This window comes from Cupriavidus basilensis, from assembly GCF_008801925.2.
In the GTDB taxonomy this organism is placed as follows: domain Bacteria; phylum Pseudomonadota; class Gammaproteobacteria; order Burkholderiales; family Burkholderiaceae; genus Cupriavidus; species Cupriavidus basilensis.
The window spans coordinates 521,951-540,220 of sequence record NZ_CP062803.1 but is presented as its reverse complement, the minus strand read 5'-3'; the positions used below and the strand labels follow the sequence as shown (position 1 = coordinate 540,220).

At 67.1% G+C, this 18,270-nt stretch carries 9 protein-coding genes; 4 read left to right on the top strand and 5 right to left on the bottom strand.

The annotated features are described in order from the left end of the window. Positions 1–141 precede the first annotated feature (141 nt). Both uvrA (F7R26_RS02395) and F7R26_RS02390 read right to left on the bottom strand, forming a co-directional pair. Positions 142–6,033 (bottom strand): excinuclease ABC subunit UvrA, encoded by a 5,892-nt coding sequence (uvrA, locus tag F7R26_RS02395; protein ID WP_193692115.1) that lies wholly within the window; start codon positions 6,031–6,033, stop codon positions 142–144. A gap of 355 nt (positions 6,034–6,388) precedes the next feature. Beyond that, complete coding sequence (locus F7R26_RS02390; protein ID WP_170301993.1) at positions 6,389–7,735, bottom strand: cytochrome-c peroxidase; 1,347 nt, start codon at positions 7,733–7,735, stop codon at positions 6,389–6,391. A gap of 229 nt (positions 7,736–7,964) precedes the next feature. Between F7R26_RS02390 and acpA the strand changes: the two genes are divergently transcribed. After that, positions 7,965–10,103 carry an acid phosphatase gene (acpA, locus tag F7R26_RS02385; RefSeq protein WP_150991786.1) on the top strand — a complete coding sequence of 713 codons (2,139 nt, stop codon included), beginning with the start codon at positions 7,965–7,967 and terminating at the stop codon, positions 10,101–10,103. A 131-nt stretch (positions 10,104–10,234) separates the two neighbouring features. On the opposite strand, the gene ssb is transcribed toward acpA, so the two are convergent. Both ssb and F7R26_RS02375 read right to left on the bottom strand, forming a co-directional pair. Then, positions 10,235–10,792, bottom strand: a complete 558-nt coding sequence (gene ssb / locus F7R26_RS02380) for a single-stranded DNA-binding protein (protein WP_150991789.1) — start codon at positions 10,790–10,792, stop codon at positions 10,235–10,237. Between the two features lie 197 nt (positions 10,793–10,989). Continuing rightward, entirely contained in the window at positions 10,990–12,246 is a 1,257-nt protein-coding gene (locus F7R26_RS02375; RefSeq protein ID WP_150991792.1) for an MFS transporter, read from the bottom strand. A gap of 351 nt (positions 12,247–12,597) precedes the next feature. Between F7R26_RS02375 and uvrA (F7R26_RS02370) the strand changes: the two genes are divergently transcribed. From uvrA (F7R26_RS02370) to F7R26_RS02360, 3 genes are all read left to right on the top strand, one after another. After that, positions 12,598–15,462, top strand: coding sequence for an excinuclease ABC subunit UvrA (gene uvrA, locus F7R26_RS02370; protein WP_150991795.1), 2,865 nt, complete (start codon positions 12,598–12,600; stop codon positions 15,460–15,462). Positions 15,463–15,467: 5 nt separating this feature from the next. After that, entirely contained in the window at positions 15,468–15,815 is a 348-nt protein-coding gene (locus F7R26_RS02365) for a hypothetical protein (RefSeq protein ID WP_150991798.1), read from the top strand. Between the two features lie 113 nt (positions 15,816–15,928). Further along, positions 15,929–16,414, top strand: a complete 486-nt coding sequence (locus F7R26_RS02360) for an adenosine-specific kinase (RefSeq protein ID WP_150991801.1) — start codon at positions 15,929–15,931, stop codon at positions 16,412–16,414. A 38-nt stretch (positions 16,415–16,452) separates the two neighbouring features. On the opposite strand, the gene F7R26_RS02355 is transcribed toward F7R26_RS02360, so the two are convergent. After that, the gene (locus F7R26_RS02355) at positions 16,453–18,138 is read right to left on the bottom strand and encodes a Na/Pi cotransporter family protein (protein WP_150991803.1); all 1,686 of its coding nucleotides are present in this window, start codon (positions 18,136–18,138) and stop codon (positions 16,453–16,455) included. Between the last annotated feature and the right edge of the window lie 132 nt (positions 18,139–18,270).

Below are 18,270 nucleotides of genomic sequence, written 5' to 3'. Positions count from 1 at the left end.
GCCGCCACCTCTGTGGCGCACGGCTGGACCGGCGGCGGCCACCAGTGGCTGAATCCGTCATTGTGTCAGCTACCGGGGCCGCCGGGTGAAAATGGCCTGCAGCCTCGCCCTCCGGGTAGGGGCGAGGCCGCCGTGCTGGCTTTACTGCGCCGCCGCAAGGCGGTGCCCGGCGTCGTTGCCGCTCTCTGGCGCTGCCTTGCCAGCCGCCTTGCCGCGGGCCAGCACCGGCGCCAGCGCCGCGCCGGTGTGGCTGGCCCGCACCCGCACCAGCCCCTCGGGGTCGGTCGCGGCGACAATGCCGCCGCCCGCCACGCCGCCCTCCGGGCCCAGGTCGAGGATCCAGTCCGCCTCGGCGATCACGTCGAGATCATGCTCGATCACCACCACGCTGTGCCCGCCATCGGCCAGCCGGTGCAGCACGCGGATCAGCTTGGCCACATCGGCCATGTGCAGGCCCACGGTAGGCTCATCCAGCACGTACAGCGTGTGCGGCGCCTGCTGCCCACGGCGGGTGATGTCGTCCCGCACCTTGGACAACTCGGTCACCAGCTTGATGCGCTGCGCCTCGCCGCCGGACAGCGTGGGCGACGGCTGGCCCAGCGTCAGGTAGCCCAGGCCCACGTCCTTCATCAGCTGCAGCGGGTGCGCGATATTGGACATGGCGGAGAAGAACTCCACCGCCTCGTCGATCTCCATCGTCAGCACGTCGCCGATATTCTTGCCGCGCCAGGTGACCGCCAGCGTCTCCGGGTTGAAGCGCTGGCCGTGGCAGACATCGCAATGCACCTTCACGTCCGGCAGGAAGCTCATGCCGATGGTGCGCACGCCCTGTCCCTCGCAGGCCGGGCAGCGCCCGTCGCCGGTGTTGAAGGAAAAGCGCGAGGCGGAATAGCCGCGCGCCTTGGCCTCCAGCGTCTGCGCGAACAGCTTGCGGATGGTGTCCCACACGCCGATATACGTGGCCGGGCAGGAGCGCGGCGTCTTGCCGATCGGGGTCTGGTCGACCTCGAGCACGCGGTCGATGCTCTCATACCCGGTGATGGACTCGCAGCCCTGCCAGTTGTGCGTGACCTCCAGCTTGCGGCGCGGCTCGGTGCGCGCCGTGGCCTGCGAGCGCGCGGGCGCCTCGCTGCCCGCCGCCTTGCGCGCGCGCCGGGTGGCCGGCGACGACATCACCGAGCGGCCCACCGCGTCGAGCAGGTTGGCCATCAGCACATCGCGCGCCAGCGTGGACTTGCCGGAGCCGCTGACGCCCGTGATGGCAACCAGCCGCGCCAGCGGAATGCTTGCGGTCACGTTGCGCAGGTTGTGCTTCGTGGCGTTGTGCACGGTCAGCCAGCGCTCAGGTACGGCCGCGCTGTTCTTGCCTTCCGGCTTGACCTCACGGCGCGGCTGCAACGGATGCAGGATCGGATGGGCGAGGAACTGCCCGGTGAGCGAATCCGCACTGGCCGACAGTGCGGCCACGCCGCCTTGCGCCACCAGCGTGCCGCCGCGCTTGCCGGCGCCAGGGCCGATGTCGATGATATGGTCGGCGCGGCGGATGGTGTCCTCGTCGTGCTCCACCACCACCAGCGTGTTGCCCTTCTCGCCGAGCTTGCGCAGGGCGTCGAGCAGGATCTGGTTGTCGCGCGGATGCAGGCCGATGGTGGGCTCGTCAAGCACGTAGCACACGCCCTGCAGGTTGCTGCCAAGCTGCGCCGCCAGCCGGATGCGCTGCGCCTCGCCGCCGGACAGGCTGGGCGCAGCGCGATCCAGGCTCAGGTAGCCCAGGCCAACCTCTTCCAGGAACTGCAGGCGGCTGCGGATCTCGCTTACCACGTCGCGCGCGATCTCGCCTTCGCGCCCGGCCAGGTGCAGGCCCTGCACCCAGCGGTGCGTGTCGGACACCGTCCACTGCGCCACTTCCACGATGGGGTGCGCGTCGAAGGTGACCGCGCGCGCCACCGGGTTCAGCCGCGTGCCGCCGCAATCCGCGCACGGGGTATCGGCGACGTCGTCGGGCTCTTGCTGCTCCGAGGGCAGCGTCTGCTCGCGCCCGCGGTTGTCGTCGGCCATCACGGTATCGTCGTAGGCCGCGCGCTGCTCACGCGTAAGCGTCAGGCCGGTACCCACGCAGCTGGTGCACCAGCCGTGCTTGCTGTTGTAGGAGAACAGGCGCGGGTCCAGTTCCGGATAGCTGGTGCTGCACACCGGGCAGGCGCGCTTGGTCGAGAACACCGTAGTGCTGCCAACGCGAGCGGTGCCGCCGTTGCCCATGGCATGCTGCAGGCCATCGAGCGGCGCCAGCAGGTGCATCACGCCCTTGCCGGCTTCCAGCGCCTGCCCGAGCAGCGCGCGCAATGCGGCTTCGTTGTCCGCGGACACTACGATGTCACCCACCGGCAATTCGATGGTGTGCTCGCGGAAACGGTCCAGGCGCGGCCACGGGTCCACCGGCAGGAATTCGCCGTCCACGCGCAGGTGCGTGTTGCCGCGCGCCTTGGCCCATTTGGCCAGATCGGTATAGACCCCCTTGCGGTTGACCACCAGCGGGGCCAGCAGGCCCACATGCTGGCCCTTGTAGTCGCGCAGCAATTGCGCCGCGATGGACTCGGGGCTTTGCGAAGTCACGGGCGTGCCGTCGTGGATGCAATGCTGGATGCCCAGCTTCACATACATCAGCCGCAGGAAGTGCCAGACCTCGGAGGTGGTCGCTACCGTGCTCTTGCGGCCGCCGCGCGACAGGCGCTGCTCGATGGCCACGGTGGGCGGAATGCCGTACACCGCATCCACCTCCGGCCGCCCTGCGGGCTGCACGATGGAGCGCGCGTAGGCATTGAGGGATTCGAGATAGCGGCGCTGCCCTTCATGGAACAGGATGTCGAAAGCAAGCGTGGATTTGCCCGATCCCGACACACCGGTGATCACATTGAATTTGCCGTGCGGGATATCGACGTTGAGCGCCTTCAGGTTGTGCTCGTGCGCGTTGACGATGCGCACCACGTCCTCGCCTTCGATGGCGCGGCGCGCGCGCGCCGCGCGCAAGGCCGCCTGCAGAGGCACGCCCGCGTCCTCCGCGACAAAGGCATGGCCGACGGCGCGGTCGTATTGCAGCAGCGCCTTGCCGGTATGCGATTGCGCGCAGCGCTTGACGTCTTCCGGCGTGCCCACGCACAGCACTTCACCGCCCGCGTCGCCGCCCTCGGGGCCGAGGTCGATGATCCAGTCGGCGGCGCGCACCACGTCGAGGTTGTGCTCGATCACGATCAGCGAGTGGCCGCCATCGAGCAGCTTGCCGAAAGCGCGCATCAGCTTGGCGATGTCGTCGAAGTGCAGCCCGGTGGTGGGCTCGTCAAACATGAACAGCTTGCACTCGTACGGCATCGGCTTGACGCGCGTATTGCTCGCCTGCGCGGTCTCGGCCAGGTAGCCGGCGAGCTTCAGCCGCTGGGCCTCGCCCCCCGACAATGTCGGCACCGGCTGGCCCAGCTTCACATATTCCAGGCCCACGTCGACGATCGGCTGCAGCACGCGCAGCACCGCCGCGTCGCCAGCAAAGTACGCCACGGCCTCGCTCACGGTCAGCTCGAGCACATCGGCCACGCTGAGCGCGCGCGGCGGCTGGCCTGGCAGCGCGCGCTCGATCTTCACTTCGAGGATTTCCGCGCGGTAGCGCCGTCCATCGCAATCCGGGCAGCGCAGGTAGACGTCGGAGAGGAACTGCATCTCGACGTGCTCGAAGCCCGAGCCGCCGCAGGTAGGGCAGCGCCCGTCGCCGGAGTTGAAACTGAACATGCCGGCGGTGTAGCTGCGCTGCAGCGCCATGGGCGCCTTGGCGAACAGCTTGCGGATCTCGTCGAAGGCCCCCACATAACTGGCCGGGTTGGAGCGCGCGGTCTTGCCGATGGGCGACTGGTCGACAAACACCACATCGGCCACCTGTTCCGCGCCGGTGAGGCTGCGAAAGGCGCCGGGCGCATCCGTGGACTTGCCGAACTGGCGCGCCATGGCGGGATACAGCACGTCCTGCAGCAAGGTGGACTTGCCCGAACCGGAAACGCCGGTCACGCATACCAGGCGCTGCAGCGGGATCTCCACGGTGACGTCACGCAGGTTGTGCTCGGAGGCGCCTTCGAGCACGATGCGCGGCGTCGCAGCGTCAACCGCGCGAGGTTGCCAGCGGGAGAGATCGGTCACCTGGCGATGGCCGGCAAGATACTCGCCGGTGAGCGTGCCCGAGCCGCGGATATCGGCGGGCGTGCCGTCAAAGATGATGTTGCCACCGCGCTCGCCCGGGCCGGGGCCCATGTCGATGAGCCGGTCAGCCGCGAGCATCACCGAAGGATCGTGCTCCACCACCACCAGCGTATTGCCGGCGTCACGCAGGCGATGCATGGCCTCGACGATGCGGTTCAGGTCGCGCGGGTGCAGGCCGATGCTGGGCTCGTCCAGCACGAACAGCGTCTTGACCAGCGAGGTGCCGAGTGCGGTGGTCAGGTTGATCCGTTGCACCTCGCCGCCGGACAGCGTGCGGCTCTGGCGGTCCAGCGTGAGGTAGCCCAAGCCCACGTCGCACAGGTATTTCAGGCGCGTGCGCACTTCGGCCAGCAGCAGCTTGAGCGCGTCATCGAGCATCAGGCTCGGCAGCGTGAGCTCGTCGAAAAACTTGCGGATGCGCTCGATCGGCATCAGCATCAGGTCGTGCACGGTGAGCCCCGGCAGCGCTTCGAGCTGCGTGCGGTCCCAGTCCACGCCGCGCGGCAGGAAGCGCTTGTCCGGCGCGCATACGGCGTCCGCACCCGGCTTGCTGCCCAGGCGCCACAACAGCGCCTCGGTCTTCAGCCGCGCGCCGCCGCAGGTCTCGCACGGCGTATAGCTGCGGTACTTCGATAGCAGCACGCGGATGTGCATCTTGTACGCCTTCGACTCCAGGTAGTCGAAGAAGCGCTTGACGCCATACCAGTGCGTATTCCACTTGCCATTCCAGTCCGGCGAGCCGTCGATGACCCAGGCGCGCTCTGCCGGGGTAAGGCTTGACCACGCCACATCGCGCGGGATGCCGGCCTTGGCGGCGTAGCGCATCAGGTCGTCCTGGCACTCCTTCCAGGCCGGCGTCTGCATCGGCTTGATGGCACCACCGCGCAGCGTCTTGCGCTCGTCCGGGATCACCAGGCCGAGGTCCACGCCAATTACGCGGCCGAAGCCGCGGCAGGTCTCGCAGGCGCCGTAGGCGGAGTTGAAGGAGAACAGCGCGGGCTGCGGATCGGCATAGCGGATATCGCTTTCCGGGCTGTGCAGGCCGGTCGAGAACCGCCACACCTGCGCCTGCGCGCCCTCGTCCGCCGCGTCGATCACGTAGACGTTGACCCGGCCGCTGCCGCGCTTGATCGAGGCCTCGATGGCTTCCAGCACCCGCACCTTTTCGGTATTGCCCAGGCGGAAGCGGTCGGCCACCACGTCCAGCACCTTGCGCGGGCCGGTGGGCGAGGCCACCACGCGCTGCGCCTGCACGCGCGTGTAGCCGCTGACGGAGAGCCACTGCTCGATCTCGGCATCGGTGGTGGTTTCCGGCAGTTCCACCGGGAAGGTGACGACCAGGCGCGGATCGCCCTGGGCGGCACGTGCTTGCAGCTCCGCGTAGATGGTCTCAGGCGAGTCATGCCGCACAGGCTGCGCGGTCTGGCGGTCAAACAGCTCGGCGGCGCGCGCGTACAGCAGCTTCAGGTGATCGTTGAGCTCCGTCATCGTGCCGACCGTGGAGCGCGAACTGCGCACCGGGTTGGTCTGGTCGATGGCGATGGCCGGCGGCACGCCGTCCACCCGGTCCACCTGCGGCCGGTCCATGCGGTCCAGGAACTGGCGCGCATAGGCGCTGAAGGTTTCGACATAGCGCCGCTGCCCTTCGGCGTAGAGCGTATCGAACACCAGGCTCGATTTGCCCGAGCCCGACGGCCCCGTCACCACGGTCATTTCGCCGGTGTGCAGGTCGAGGTCGAGATTCTTGAGATTGTGCTGACGGGCTCCGCGAATACGGATGACACCGGATGACATGGGATGCGTCCTTTAAGGCGTGGCTTGCGAGTGGCTAGCTGGTGGCTTGCGTGCGGCGTGCGATTGGCGAAGACGGGCCTGGCAGGGCACACAGGCCCCGGGAGCGCGGCGAAAGCCATCGCGAATCGCGGTATTGGTACGGTCAGGCCGCTATCCTATCCCGAAGGACGGCAGCGTGCCGCGCGCTGAAGTGTGGCGCTGACATCTCCTGACAGCACGGTGTCAGGAGGAAATGGGGACGGATTGGAAAAAGGAAAGGCTTGCGAGGCGCCCGGCCCGTTGCCGGGCCCGTGCTCACCCACCAATGCGCGCTAATCCGCAGGTACCAGCGAACAGCCACTGCCGCCAGAACGCCTCAATGGGTTGCAGGCAAGCGGTAGCCGTCGTTGAGGGTCTTCAGGAACGCGATGACGTCGCGGATCTCCGCCTCCGACAGGGTGGGCTTGCTGCCGGGCGCGCCGCCGAACGGAGGCTCCATATTGACGTTGTCACGATACCGCGCCGGCAGGTCGTCGAACTTGTCGATGCTGCCATCGGCCTTGCGCGGATACCACTTGCCGGGATTGCTGTCGCGTTGCACGTAGAAACGCAACACCTCTTCCAGCGAATGAAAGGCGCCGTTGTGGAAGAAGGTCTTGCGTTGCGCCACGTTGCGCAAACCAGGCGTGCGAAACAGCCCACAGTACTCGGCGCGCGCCTTCAGGTCGGTGCGATCCGGCCCGCACAGGCCCATGTCGAAGAAGGCCGGATCGGCATTGACCGCCAGCTTGCGGTTGCGCGGCACGCCTAGCGCAATGAAGCCAAAATCGCTGAAAGCGGGAAAGACGCCATCGGCGCTGATCGCGCTGGGGTGGCAGGCCGCGCAGTTGCCCTTGGCGGGATCGTTGAACAGGCGCAGGCCGCGCGCTTCCTGCTCGCTCAGCTTGACTTGCCGCCGCAGGAACGCATCGTACTTGCTGCTGTAGGGATAGAACTCGGACGGCGTTTCCTGGAACACCTCGAGCGCCATCAGCGCGGCCTGGAAGGCGACCTCGTCGCGCTCCAGGATGTCGGCGCCGAACACCTCGCGCAAGGTCTGCGCATGCTTGCCGGCGCGCAGCCTGGCGGCCACCGCCGCCGCGTCCGCGTTCGCCATCTCATGCGGGGACAGCAGGGGAATGCCGGCCTGCTCGTGCGTGGAAGACGCCCGCCCGTCCCAGTTGTGGCCGCCGGTGGGGCCCTGGTCTTCGCTGTCGTTGCCGTCGTTCTCGTGGAAATGCTCGGAGAACGGCGGCACATTCTGCACATAGCGCAGCGACGGCGCCGCGCGCGCGCCGGTGTGCAGCATGTCGGGGCCGCCCAGTTGCACCGACAGGTCGTTGGCTGGCCCATAGGCGTGTTCCGGGCTGTGGCAGCTTGCGCACGCGAGCCGGCCGGACGCCGACAACGCGGGATCAAAGAACAGCGCCTTGCCAAGCGCGGCCATGGCCGGCACCTGCGGCCGGCGCGTTGCCATCATGGTGTAGAACGCGTCGGCATAGGCTGGCCGCGAAGGCGCGGCGACCTGGCTGGCGGCCGGCGCGGATGCCGGGGCCGCGGCCACGCCCTCCTGTCCGGGCTTGCCACAGCCCGCCAGGGTCAGGGCGAAAACCAGCAGCACGGCCCCGGTGGCAAGGCGGCGGATCGGGGAAGGAACTGGCGGCAGAACAAAGCGCGGTGGCATCTGTGCGGCGAAGTGGAATGGCCAGGGTGTGATGGATGCGGCAGCCCAGGCACAGAAGATTCAGGAATGGGCAGTCACGCTAGCACGCGTGCATGACAGCGGCGTGTCATGCACGGCCGGATATCTTTCTCTCGTCCCGGCGCCATCATCAATCTGACATGGTGCGGCGCGAGAATCACGCGGCTGTCCCAAAAAAAACCGCCTATACATAACGAAAAAAGGATATTCCATGCGCCGAGCCTTAAGACTTTATCCCCTTGCAGCGGTGGCCGCCGCTGCCATGGCCGCCTGCGGCGGCAGCGACTCCACTGCTGCCCTCACCACCTCGGGCGTGGTGACCGGCAGCTATTTCGAGCACGCCAAGGTCTGCATCGATGCCAATAACAATGGCAAGTGCGAAAGCACGGAGACCAGCACCTACACCGACAAGAACGGCGCCTTTACGCTCACCGGCCAGGGCGCGATCGCCGCCGAGATCGGCAGCGACGCCTTCCGCAACGATGACACCGGCGGCCACGCAGCCGTGACCCGTCCGCTGGTGTTCCGCGCACCGGCCGGCGCCAACGGCGTGCTCAGCGCGATTACGACCGAACTGGTCGCACTCATGGAGTCCAACGGCGGCGACCTCACCGCAGCCAAGGCACGTCTGGCCGCCCGCATCGGCGTGACGGCAGACAAGCTGCTGGCCGACCACAACAAGGAAACCGACAAGGCCATCAAGGCAACCCTGCAGGCAGAGATCGACCAGACCATCGACCTGATCGCCGACGCGGTGGCCGGCGGCGGCGACATCGCCCAGGCGCTGCGCGACGGCGTCGCCAAGCGGGTCGCCCTCGACAACATCAAGACCGTGGTGGTGATCTATGCCGAGAACCGCGGCTTCGACAATCTCTACGGCCTGTTCCCGGGCGCCAACGGCATCCCCGGCGTGAACCCCGCCTCGACCGGCACCGCCGAGCCGCAGAAGGACTTCGATGGCTCCGTGCTGCCGGTGCTGCCGCCGACCTGGGGCGGGCTCACGGCGGCAGGGCAAGCCGTGCAACTGCCGCAGGCCAGCACCGCCAACTGGCCGAACAAGCCGTTCCAGATCGACAATCCGCTTTTGTCTGGCGGCATCAACGGCACCGGCACATTGGTTTCGCAAGACGTCACCACGCGCGACCTGGTGCACCGCTTCTACAACAACCAGATGCAGATCAACGGCGGCAAGAACGACAAGTACGCCGCGTTCTCGGACGCGGGCGGCCTGTCGATGGGCTACTACGACGGCAGCCAGATGCAGATGTGGCAACTGGCCAAGCAATATGTGCTGGCCGACAACTTCTACATGGGTGCCTTCGGCGGCTCGTTCCTGAACCACCAGTACCTGATCTGCGCCTGCGCGCCGCAGTACCCGAACGCCGACGCAGCCACCTCGCCGGCCAAGAATTCGATCTCCGCGATCGACGTCGACGCCAACGGCAACTTCGTGCGCCTGACCCCCGGCACCGGCAACCCCACCTCGGTCCTCTCCGGCAAGGCGGTGTACCAGAACGACAGCACGCTGACGCCCAAGGACGCCAGCGGCATGTTCTACGCGGTCAACACCATGCAGCCGGACTACCAGCCTAGCGGCAACAAGCCCGCCACCACCGACACCACGGGCCTCTACGCCGACCCCACCAAGGCGACCACGCTGCCGCCGCAGACCCAGACCACCATTGGCGACCTGCTGAACGCGCGCGGCGTGAGCTGGGCCTGGTACGCCGGTGCCTGGGCCAAGGCCACCCAGGACCCGACCGCCATCTACAACAACACGGTGCCCAACTTCCAGGCGCACCACCAGCCGTTCAACTACTACGCCAACTTCGACCCGGTCACCCAGGCCGCCAACCGCAGCGCGCACCTGAAGGACTTCGACAGCCAGTTCCTGCAGGACGCCGCCGCCGGCAACCTCCCTGCGGTCACCTTCTACAAGCCGCAGGGCAACCTGAACCAGCACCCCGGCTACGCGAGCGTGGCCGACGGCGACAAGCATATCGCCAGCGTGATCGCGCAGCTCCAGCAGAGCCCGCAGTGGAAGAACATGCTGATCCTCGTCACCTACGACGAAAACGGCGGCTTCTACGACCACGCGCAAGTGCCCACCGGCGACCGCTGGGGCCCGGGCACGCGCATCCCGGCGATCCTGGTGTCGCCGTATGTGAAGAAGGGCTTTGTCGACCACACGCAATACGACACGGCCTCGGCGCTGCGCTTCATCACCCGCCGCTTTGTCCTGCCGACCCTGCCGGGCCTGCAGCAACGCGATACCGCCCTGCTCGCCAACAAGGGCAAGGCCATGGGCGACCTGACCAACGCGCTGGACTTCACCGCCATGCCGCACTGAGCACGCGCGGCGCCTTCGAGGAGCCAAGAAACAGAAAACCCCGGGAGCCAACGACTCCCGGGGTTTTTTGTTTGCCGGTGCAGGCCGTACCGACTGTGTCGGCCTGGGATGGCAGGGATGCTCAGAACGACTTAGAACGGAATATCGTCGTCCATGTCTTCAAAGCCGTTCGACGGAGCCTGCTGCTGGCGACGCGCGCCACCACCTTGCTGGCCACCGGCAGCCTGGCCGCCACCGCTGCGCGCACCGCCGCCGTAACCACCGCCGCCGCCCGACGATTCGCGGCCACCACCGTAGCCACCGCCGCCACCGCCCATGTCGTCGCCACCGCCGCCGCCGCCACCGCCCATGCCCTGGCGCGAGCCCAGCATCTGCATTTGCTCAGCCACGATTTCGGTGCTGTACTTTTCCACGCCGGACTGGTCGGTCCACTTGCGGGTGCGGATGCGCCCTTCGATATAGACCTGCGAGCCCTTGCGCAGGTACTGGCCGGCGATCTCGGCCAGCTTGCCGAAGAAGGCAATGCGGTGCCACTCGGTGGCTTCCTTCATCTCGCCGCTGGTCTTGTCCTTGTAACGATCGGTGGTCGCCAGGCGGATGTTGCTCACGGCGTCGCCGCTGGGCAGGTAGCGGGTTTCCGGATCCGCGCCCAGGTTGCCGACGAGGATGACTTTGTTGATCGATGCCATGTGAATGTTCTCCCAGGGCCACGCCCTCTGCTGCAAGCGGCGTGGCGATGCCTTGACTGTTGACTGATGCGTAAACGAATAACGCGCCCCCGGCCAAGAAGTCGGGCGCGCGGTCATGCTAGTGCCTGATTACGGCAAAAAGCTATACGAAGTGATGCGGGCTGCCTTTGCGGACCAATGACCGCTGGCCGCCAACTTCAGGCAGCGACGGCCTGGGCACTGCTTTTCCGGGCCGGCGGCGACTTCATGTTCCAGGCGATTATAAGCCAGAGCAGGAGCACCACGGCGCAGCCGATGAAGACCGCGCTGCGGCCTTCGTGCTTGAGCAGCCACCCACCCACGGCGCCGCCAAGGAACAGGCCCATCGCCTGCGTGGTGTTGTAGACGCCAAGCGCCGCCCCGCGCGCGGCGGCGGCGTAGCGCGATACCAGCGAGGGCTGCATGGCCTCCAGCACGTTGAAGGCCACGAAGAACAGCAGCAACACGCCAACGATGCCCCACAGTCCGTGCACAGCGGCAAACAGCAGCTGCACCGCGGTCATCAGGCCAACCGCGCCAAGCAGCACGGGGCGTACCTTGCCATAGCGCTCGGCGGCCATCATCGGCGCGAGCATCAGCACGAAGGAAACCAGCACCACCGGCAGGTAGACCTTCCAGTGCTGGTCCAGCGGCATGCCGGCATCGCTGAGCATGGCCGGCACCACCATGAACATGGCCACCTGCGACGCGTGCAGTGCCAGCACGCCCACGTTCAGGCGGATCAGGTCGGGGTTGAGCAGCACGCTGCGAAACGGCAGCCGCACCGGATGCGGCGGCGGCGGCGTGGGCACCAGGAACAGGGTCACCAGGATGGCGACCACGCCCAGCACCGACATCAGCGTGAAGATCCCGGGCATGCCGATGCTGTGCAGCAGCGGCGAGGCAATCACCAGCGACAGCGCGAAGGTCAGGCCGATGCTGCCGCCCACCATGGCCATGGCCTTGGTGCGATGCTGCTCGCGGGTCAGGTCGGCGATGCAGGCGGTGATAGCCGCGGAGATCGCGCCCATGCCTTGCAGCGAGCGGCCGACGATGATGCCGGACAGCGTGTCGGAGTTGGCCGCCACCAGCCCGCCGGCGACAAACAGCAGCAGGCCCGCCACCATCACCGGCTTGCGGCCGACGCGGTCGGACAGCCAGCCGAGAGGAATGTGCAGGAAAGCTTGCATCAGGCCGTAGATGCCCATGGCCAGGCCCACGCGCTGGGCGTCGTGCCCATCGGGCAGGCCATGCGCATATTCAGCGAACACAGGCAGGATCAGGAACAAGCCCAGCATGCGCAGCGCAAAGATACTGGCGAGCGAAATGCTGGCCCGCACTTCCATGCCGGTCATGCGGTCGCGCCCGGCAGCGGGCTGAACCTTGGAATCGTCGGCCTTGGCCGCATCTTGGGAGGAGCTATGGATCGACGACATTGCGATCGTGGGGAATTTCTATGACGGATTGCCGGGTCGTGCACCGCACACGCACCGCATCACCCCAATGCTGACGGGGCGGCGACAACTTCGATCCATGGCCGGAGCGGAAGTTGCGACGCTTCTGCCACCGTTGCTGCAGGGCGCAGTCTCATGGCCCAAGCAACCCCCGGAAACCGAAGTTCGGTATATTAACAGGTTTGCTCCGCTGCGCTTTCGGCTCCGAATCGGACACCGCGAGCCCCGGCGCGGGCCGGCTGCGGCCCTGCTGGCATGCTTTTTTCTTGAAATTCCGTGAGACCCGGCCTGTCGACCTGACCGGCGGCCCCGCCTGGCGAAGACAATCGGTATATGGAAGAAATTAGAATCCGTGGTGCCCGTACCCACAACCTGAAGAACATCAATCTCGATCTGCCGCGCAACAAGCTGATCGTGATTACCGGGCTGTCCGGATCGGGCAAGTCCTCGCTCGCCTTCGATACCCTGTACGCGGAGGGCCAGCGCCGCTACGTGGAATCGCTGTCGGCCTACGCGCGCCAGTTCCTGCAACTGATGGAAAAGCCGGACGTCGACCTGATCGAGGGGCTATCGCCCGCGATCGCCATCGAACAGAAGGCAACCAGCCACAACCCGCGCTCGACCGTGGGCACGGTCACCGAGATCCACGATTACCTGCGGCTGCTGTTCGCACGCGCCGGCACGCCTTACTGCCCAGACCACAACCTGGCGTTGCAGGCGCAAAGCGTCTCGCAGATGGTCGACGCCGCGCTGGCGCTGCCGGAAGACACCAAGCTGATGATCCTGGCGCCGGTGGTGGCCAACCGCAAGGGCGAACATTCCGACCTGTTCGACACCATGCAGGCCCAGGGTTTCGTGCGCTTTCGCATCCGCTCCGGCGGCGGCACCACGCATGAGGCGCCGGCGGTGGTCTACGAGGTGGACGCGCTGCCCAAGCTGAAAAAGACCGAGAAGCATTCCATCGACGTGGTGGTGGATCGCGTCAAGGTGCGCCCGGACATCAAGCAACGACTGGCGGAATCGTTCGAGACCGCGCTGCGCCTGGCCGACGGCCGCGCCATCGCGCTGGAGATCGACACCAACCAGGAGCACGGGTTCAGCTCCAAGTTTGCCTGCCCGATCTGCTCGTACTCGCTGCAGGAGCTGGAGCCGCGGCTGTTCTCGTTCAACAACCCGATGGGCGCCTGCCCGAGCTGCGACGGCCTGGGCCAGATCACCTTCTTCGATCCCAAGCGGGTGGTGGCCTTCCCCAACCTGTCGCTGGCCTCGGGCGCCATCAAGGGCTGGGACCGCCGCAACCAGTTTTACTTCCAGATGCTGCAAAGCCTGGCGGCCTACTACGACTTCGAGCTCGATACGGCCTTCGAGGACCTGCCGGCCGAGGTGCAGGAAGTCGTGCTGCACGGCTCGGGCGACGTGGAGATCCCGTTCACCTACATGAACGAACGTGGCCGCACCACGGTGCGCGAGCATGCCTTCGAGGGCATCATTCCCAACCTGGAGCGCCGCTACCGCGAGACCGACTCCATCGCGGTGCGCGAGGAGCTCGCCAAGTACCAGAACAACCAGGCCTGCCCCGCCTGCCACGGAACCCGCCTGCGCACCGAGGCGCGCCACGTCAAGCTGGGCGAGAACGACCAGGCGCGCGCCATCTACGAGATCAACGGCTGGCCGCTGCGCGACGCGCTCACCTATTTCCTCACGCTGGACATGCACGGCGCCAAGCGCGAGATCGCCGACAAGATCGTCAAGGAAATCAGCGCGCGCCTGAACTTCCTCAACAACGTGGGGCTGGATTACCTGTCGCTCGAGCGCAGCGCCGACACGCTGTCGGGCGGCGAGGCGCAGCGCATCCGGCTGGCGTCGCAGATCGGCTCCGGCCTGACCGGCGTGATGTACGTGCTGGACGAACCGTCCATCGGCCTGCACCAGCGCGACAACGACCGCCTGATCGGCACGCTCAAGCACCTGCGCGACATCGGCAACTCCGTGCTGGTGGTGGAACACGACGAAGACATGATCCGCGCCTGCGACTACGTGGTCGACATCGGCCCCGGCGCCGGCGTGCACGGCGGCATGATCGTGGCCGAAGGCACGCCGCAGCAGATCGAGCAGTCGGCCAATTCGCTCACCGGGCAGTACATGTCCGGCGCGCGCCGCATCGAGGTGCCGAAAGAGCGTGCCGCGCCCGACGAGGAAAAGCTGCTGCGCATCATCAACGCCACCGGCAATAACCTGCGCAACGTCAGCGCCGAGATCCCGGTGGGCCTGCTCACCTGCGTGACCGGCGTGTCCGGCTCGGGCAAGTCGACGCTGATCAACGACACGCTCTACCACGCGGTGGCGCGCCACCTGTATGGCTCCACGGCGGAGCCGGCCGCGCACGACCGCATCGACGGGCTGGAGCATTTCGACAAGGTCATCAACGTCGACCAGAGCCCGATCGGCCGCACCCCGCGCTCCAACCCCGCCACCTACACCGGCCTGTTCACGCCGATCCGAGAGCTGTTCGCGGGCGTGCCCTCCGCCAAGGAGCGTGGCTACGATCCGGGCCGCTTCTCGTTCAACGTCAAGGGCGGGCGCTGCGAGGCCTGCCAGGGCGATGGCGTGATCAAGGTCGAGATGCACTTCCTGCCGGACGTGTACGTGCCTTGCGACGTCTGCCACGGCAAGCGCTACAACCGCGAAACGCTGGAGGTGCTCTACAAGGGCAAGAACATCCACGAAGTGCTGGACATGACGGTAGAGCACGCGCACGAGTTCTTCCTGGCGGTGCCTGTCGTGCGGCGCAAGCTCAAGACGCTGCTGGACGTGGGCCTTGGCTATATCCGGCTGGGCCAGTCCGCCACCACGCTCTCGGGCGGCGAGGCGCAGCGCGTCAAGCTGTCGCTGGAGCTGTCCAAGCGCGACACCGGCCGCACGCTCTACATCCTGGACGAGCCCACCACGGGCCTGCACTTCCACGATATCGAGCTGCTGCTCAAGGTCATCCACAAGCTGCGCGACCAGGGCAACACGGTGGTCATCATCGAGCACAACCTGGACGTGATCAAGACCGCGGACTGGCTGCTCGACATGGGCCCGGAGGGCGGTGCGGGCGGTGGCCAGGTGATCGCCAAGGGCACGCCGGAGACAGTGGCGGCTAGCCGCGCGAGCTTCACCGGCAAGTACCTGGCGCCGCTGCTCGAGCGCCGCTGACCACGGTGCGCACGCGATTCGGCCTCATCCTGTGCGCCTGGCAATGCGCGCTGCTGCTCGGCGGCGCCGCCGTTGCCGGCCCGGCCGTGGCGCAAGCCACCGTCACGCCGATCGACCTGGCCGCGCCGGCGGCGCGAGCGCTGGATGAACCTGCCGCGCCAGCGGCATCCGCCCCGCCAGCGCCAGCTGCCCGGGAGGCCAGCGCCGCCAGCGCTGCCCAGGCACCTGCCAAGGCGAGCGGCGCTGTATCCGGCAATCTGGCGCTGACGCTGGGCGGCGCGGCCGTGCTTGTGGCCATCGCCGCGATGCTGCAGCGCGCGCGCCGCAGGCGCCGCCCGCCTTCCTCGAAGTAGGCCGGCGCGGCGCCTTGCATTCGACCTTGCCCGGCCTACCATAGACTGCGGAAGGCCGCGCCTCTTGAAGCCCTTTTTCGCGGGCTGGCACAGGCCAATGCAGGAGCACGGCCATGGAACTCACCGTAGTGCCGATCGCCAAGCCCGAGGCGACCAACTTCCTTTTCGGGCAATCCCACTTCATCAAGACCGTGGACGACATCCACGAGGCGCTGGCCGGCGCGGTGCCGGGCATCCGCTTTGGACTAGCGTTCTGCGAGGCCTCGGGCAAGCGCCTGGTGCGCTGGTCCGGCACCGACGAGGCGATGATCGACCTGGCATGCCAGAACGCGCTGGCAATCGGCGCCGGCCACTGCTTCCTGCTGTTCCTTGGCGACGGCTTCTATCCGGTCAATGTGCTCGCGACCGTGCGCGCGGTGCCGGAGGTATGCCGGATCTATTGCGCCACGGCAAACCCGACCGAGGTGGTGGTAGCGCAGACCGCGCAGGGGCGCGCGGTGCTTGGCGTGGTGGATGGCGCTTCGCCGCTCGGGCTGGAATCCGAGGCCGACATTGCCGCGCGGCGGAACCTGCTGCGGGAGATCGGCTACAAGCTGTAGCCCTCCCTAGCGGCTCCTTAGGGTTCCTTGGTGACGCCTCAGTGCGCCTGCGCAGACGGCACCGCCCTGGCCGGGGGCTCGCCATCATCTTCCTTCATGCGGCTGCGGTTAAGCACGCCAGCGTCTTCCAGCACCGGGTAGGCGGTGGCGCAGAACAACGAATTCAGGCGCTTGAGATCGCTGATCACGTCGAGGTGCAGCGAGCTGGTCTCGATGCTCTCGGCGGTCTGCACGGCGATGCGTTGCAGGTGGGTGCGCGCGTACTGGCGCTCCATCTCGCGGAAGGTCGCCTTCTCCGCCATCAGTTGCTGCGCGCTTTTCAGGTCGCCGGAGAGGAAGACCGACAGCCCGAGCCGCAGGTTGGCCACCACGCGCGCGTGCATCTGCGAGATCTCCTGCATGCCCGCTTCCGAGAAGGCCAGGTTGTGGGCAATCTTCTTTTCGCGCGCGTCCTGCAGGATGCGCTCGATGATGTCGCCGGCATGCTCGAGGTTGATGGTGAGCGAGATGATCTCCGTCCAGCGCCGGCCGTCGCGCTCGTCCAGCGCCTCCAGGCTGATCCGGGTCAGGTAGAGCTTGATCGCGGTGTAGAGATCGTCCACCTCGTCGTCGATGCGGCAGGTGGCGGTGGCGAGCTTGGCATCGTTGGTGCGCAGCACGCGCAGCATGTTGTCCAGCATCTGCTCGATGCGGTCGCCGATGCGCAGCACCTCGCGCGCGGCATTGGACAGCGCCAGCGCCGGCGTGGGCAGCGCGGCGGGATCGAGGTGGCGCGGGGTAACCTGGCTATCGCCGGTGTTGCGCCCGGGCAGCACCGCCTCGCACAGGCGCGCCAGCGGACCGGTGGCGCCCAGCAGCAGCACCGCCAGCGCCACATTGAAGAGCAGGTGGAAATTCACGACCAGCCGCTGTGGATCGGCATCGACCAGCGCCAGCAGGCGTTCGGCCTGCCCCAGCAACGGCAGCGCGATCACGCAGCCGAGCAGGCGCGACAGCAGGTTGCCCAGCGTGACGCGCTTGCCGGGCTGGTTGTTGCCCGAGGTGGTCAGCAGCGCGGAAATGCCCGAGCCCAGGTTGGCGCCCAGCACCAGCGCCATCGCCACATGCAGGGACACCACCCCGGCCGAGGCCAGCGCCCCGCAGAACAGCACCACCGCCAGGCTCGAATAGCAAAGGATGGTCAGGAAGGCGCCAATCAGCATGTCCAGCGTGGGGTCTCCGGTGAGCGTGCCGAACAACACCTTGACGCCGGCCGCTTCCACCACGGGGCGGGTGGCAATGGAGATCAGCTCCAGCGCCAGCGTGATCAGCCCCAGGCCAATCAGTACGCGGCCCACGTGGCCAGGCTTGTTGCCCTTCCAGGACAGATGCAGGATCACGCCAACGAAAATCAGCAGCGGCGACAGCCAGGACAGGTCCAGCGAGAACACCTGCACCATGATGGCGGTGCCGACGTTGGCGCCCAGCATGATGGCCAGCGCCGGGGCCACGGCAATCAGGCCCTGGCCGACGAAGGAGCTGACGATGACGGCGGTCGCGTTGCTGCTCTGGACCAGGCCGGTCACGCCAAGGCCGGCGGCAAAGGCCGTGAACCGGTTGGAAATGCTGGACGAAAGCACGTGGCGCAGGTTGGCGCCATACACGCGCAGGATGCCGACCTTGACGATGTTGGTGCCCCACACCAGCAGCGCCACGCCGGAAAGCAAATGAAGTAGTACGCCCATGCTGCGCCCTTATGCCCTTATGTGACCGGTGCCTCCATTGCGGATCGCAAGATTTCGCCCGGCCATCGTATCGTCGTCAATGGGGCATTATGCGCCCGCAGGCATGTGTGGGCAACGCCATGTCCACGCGGT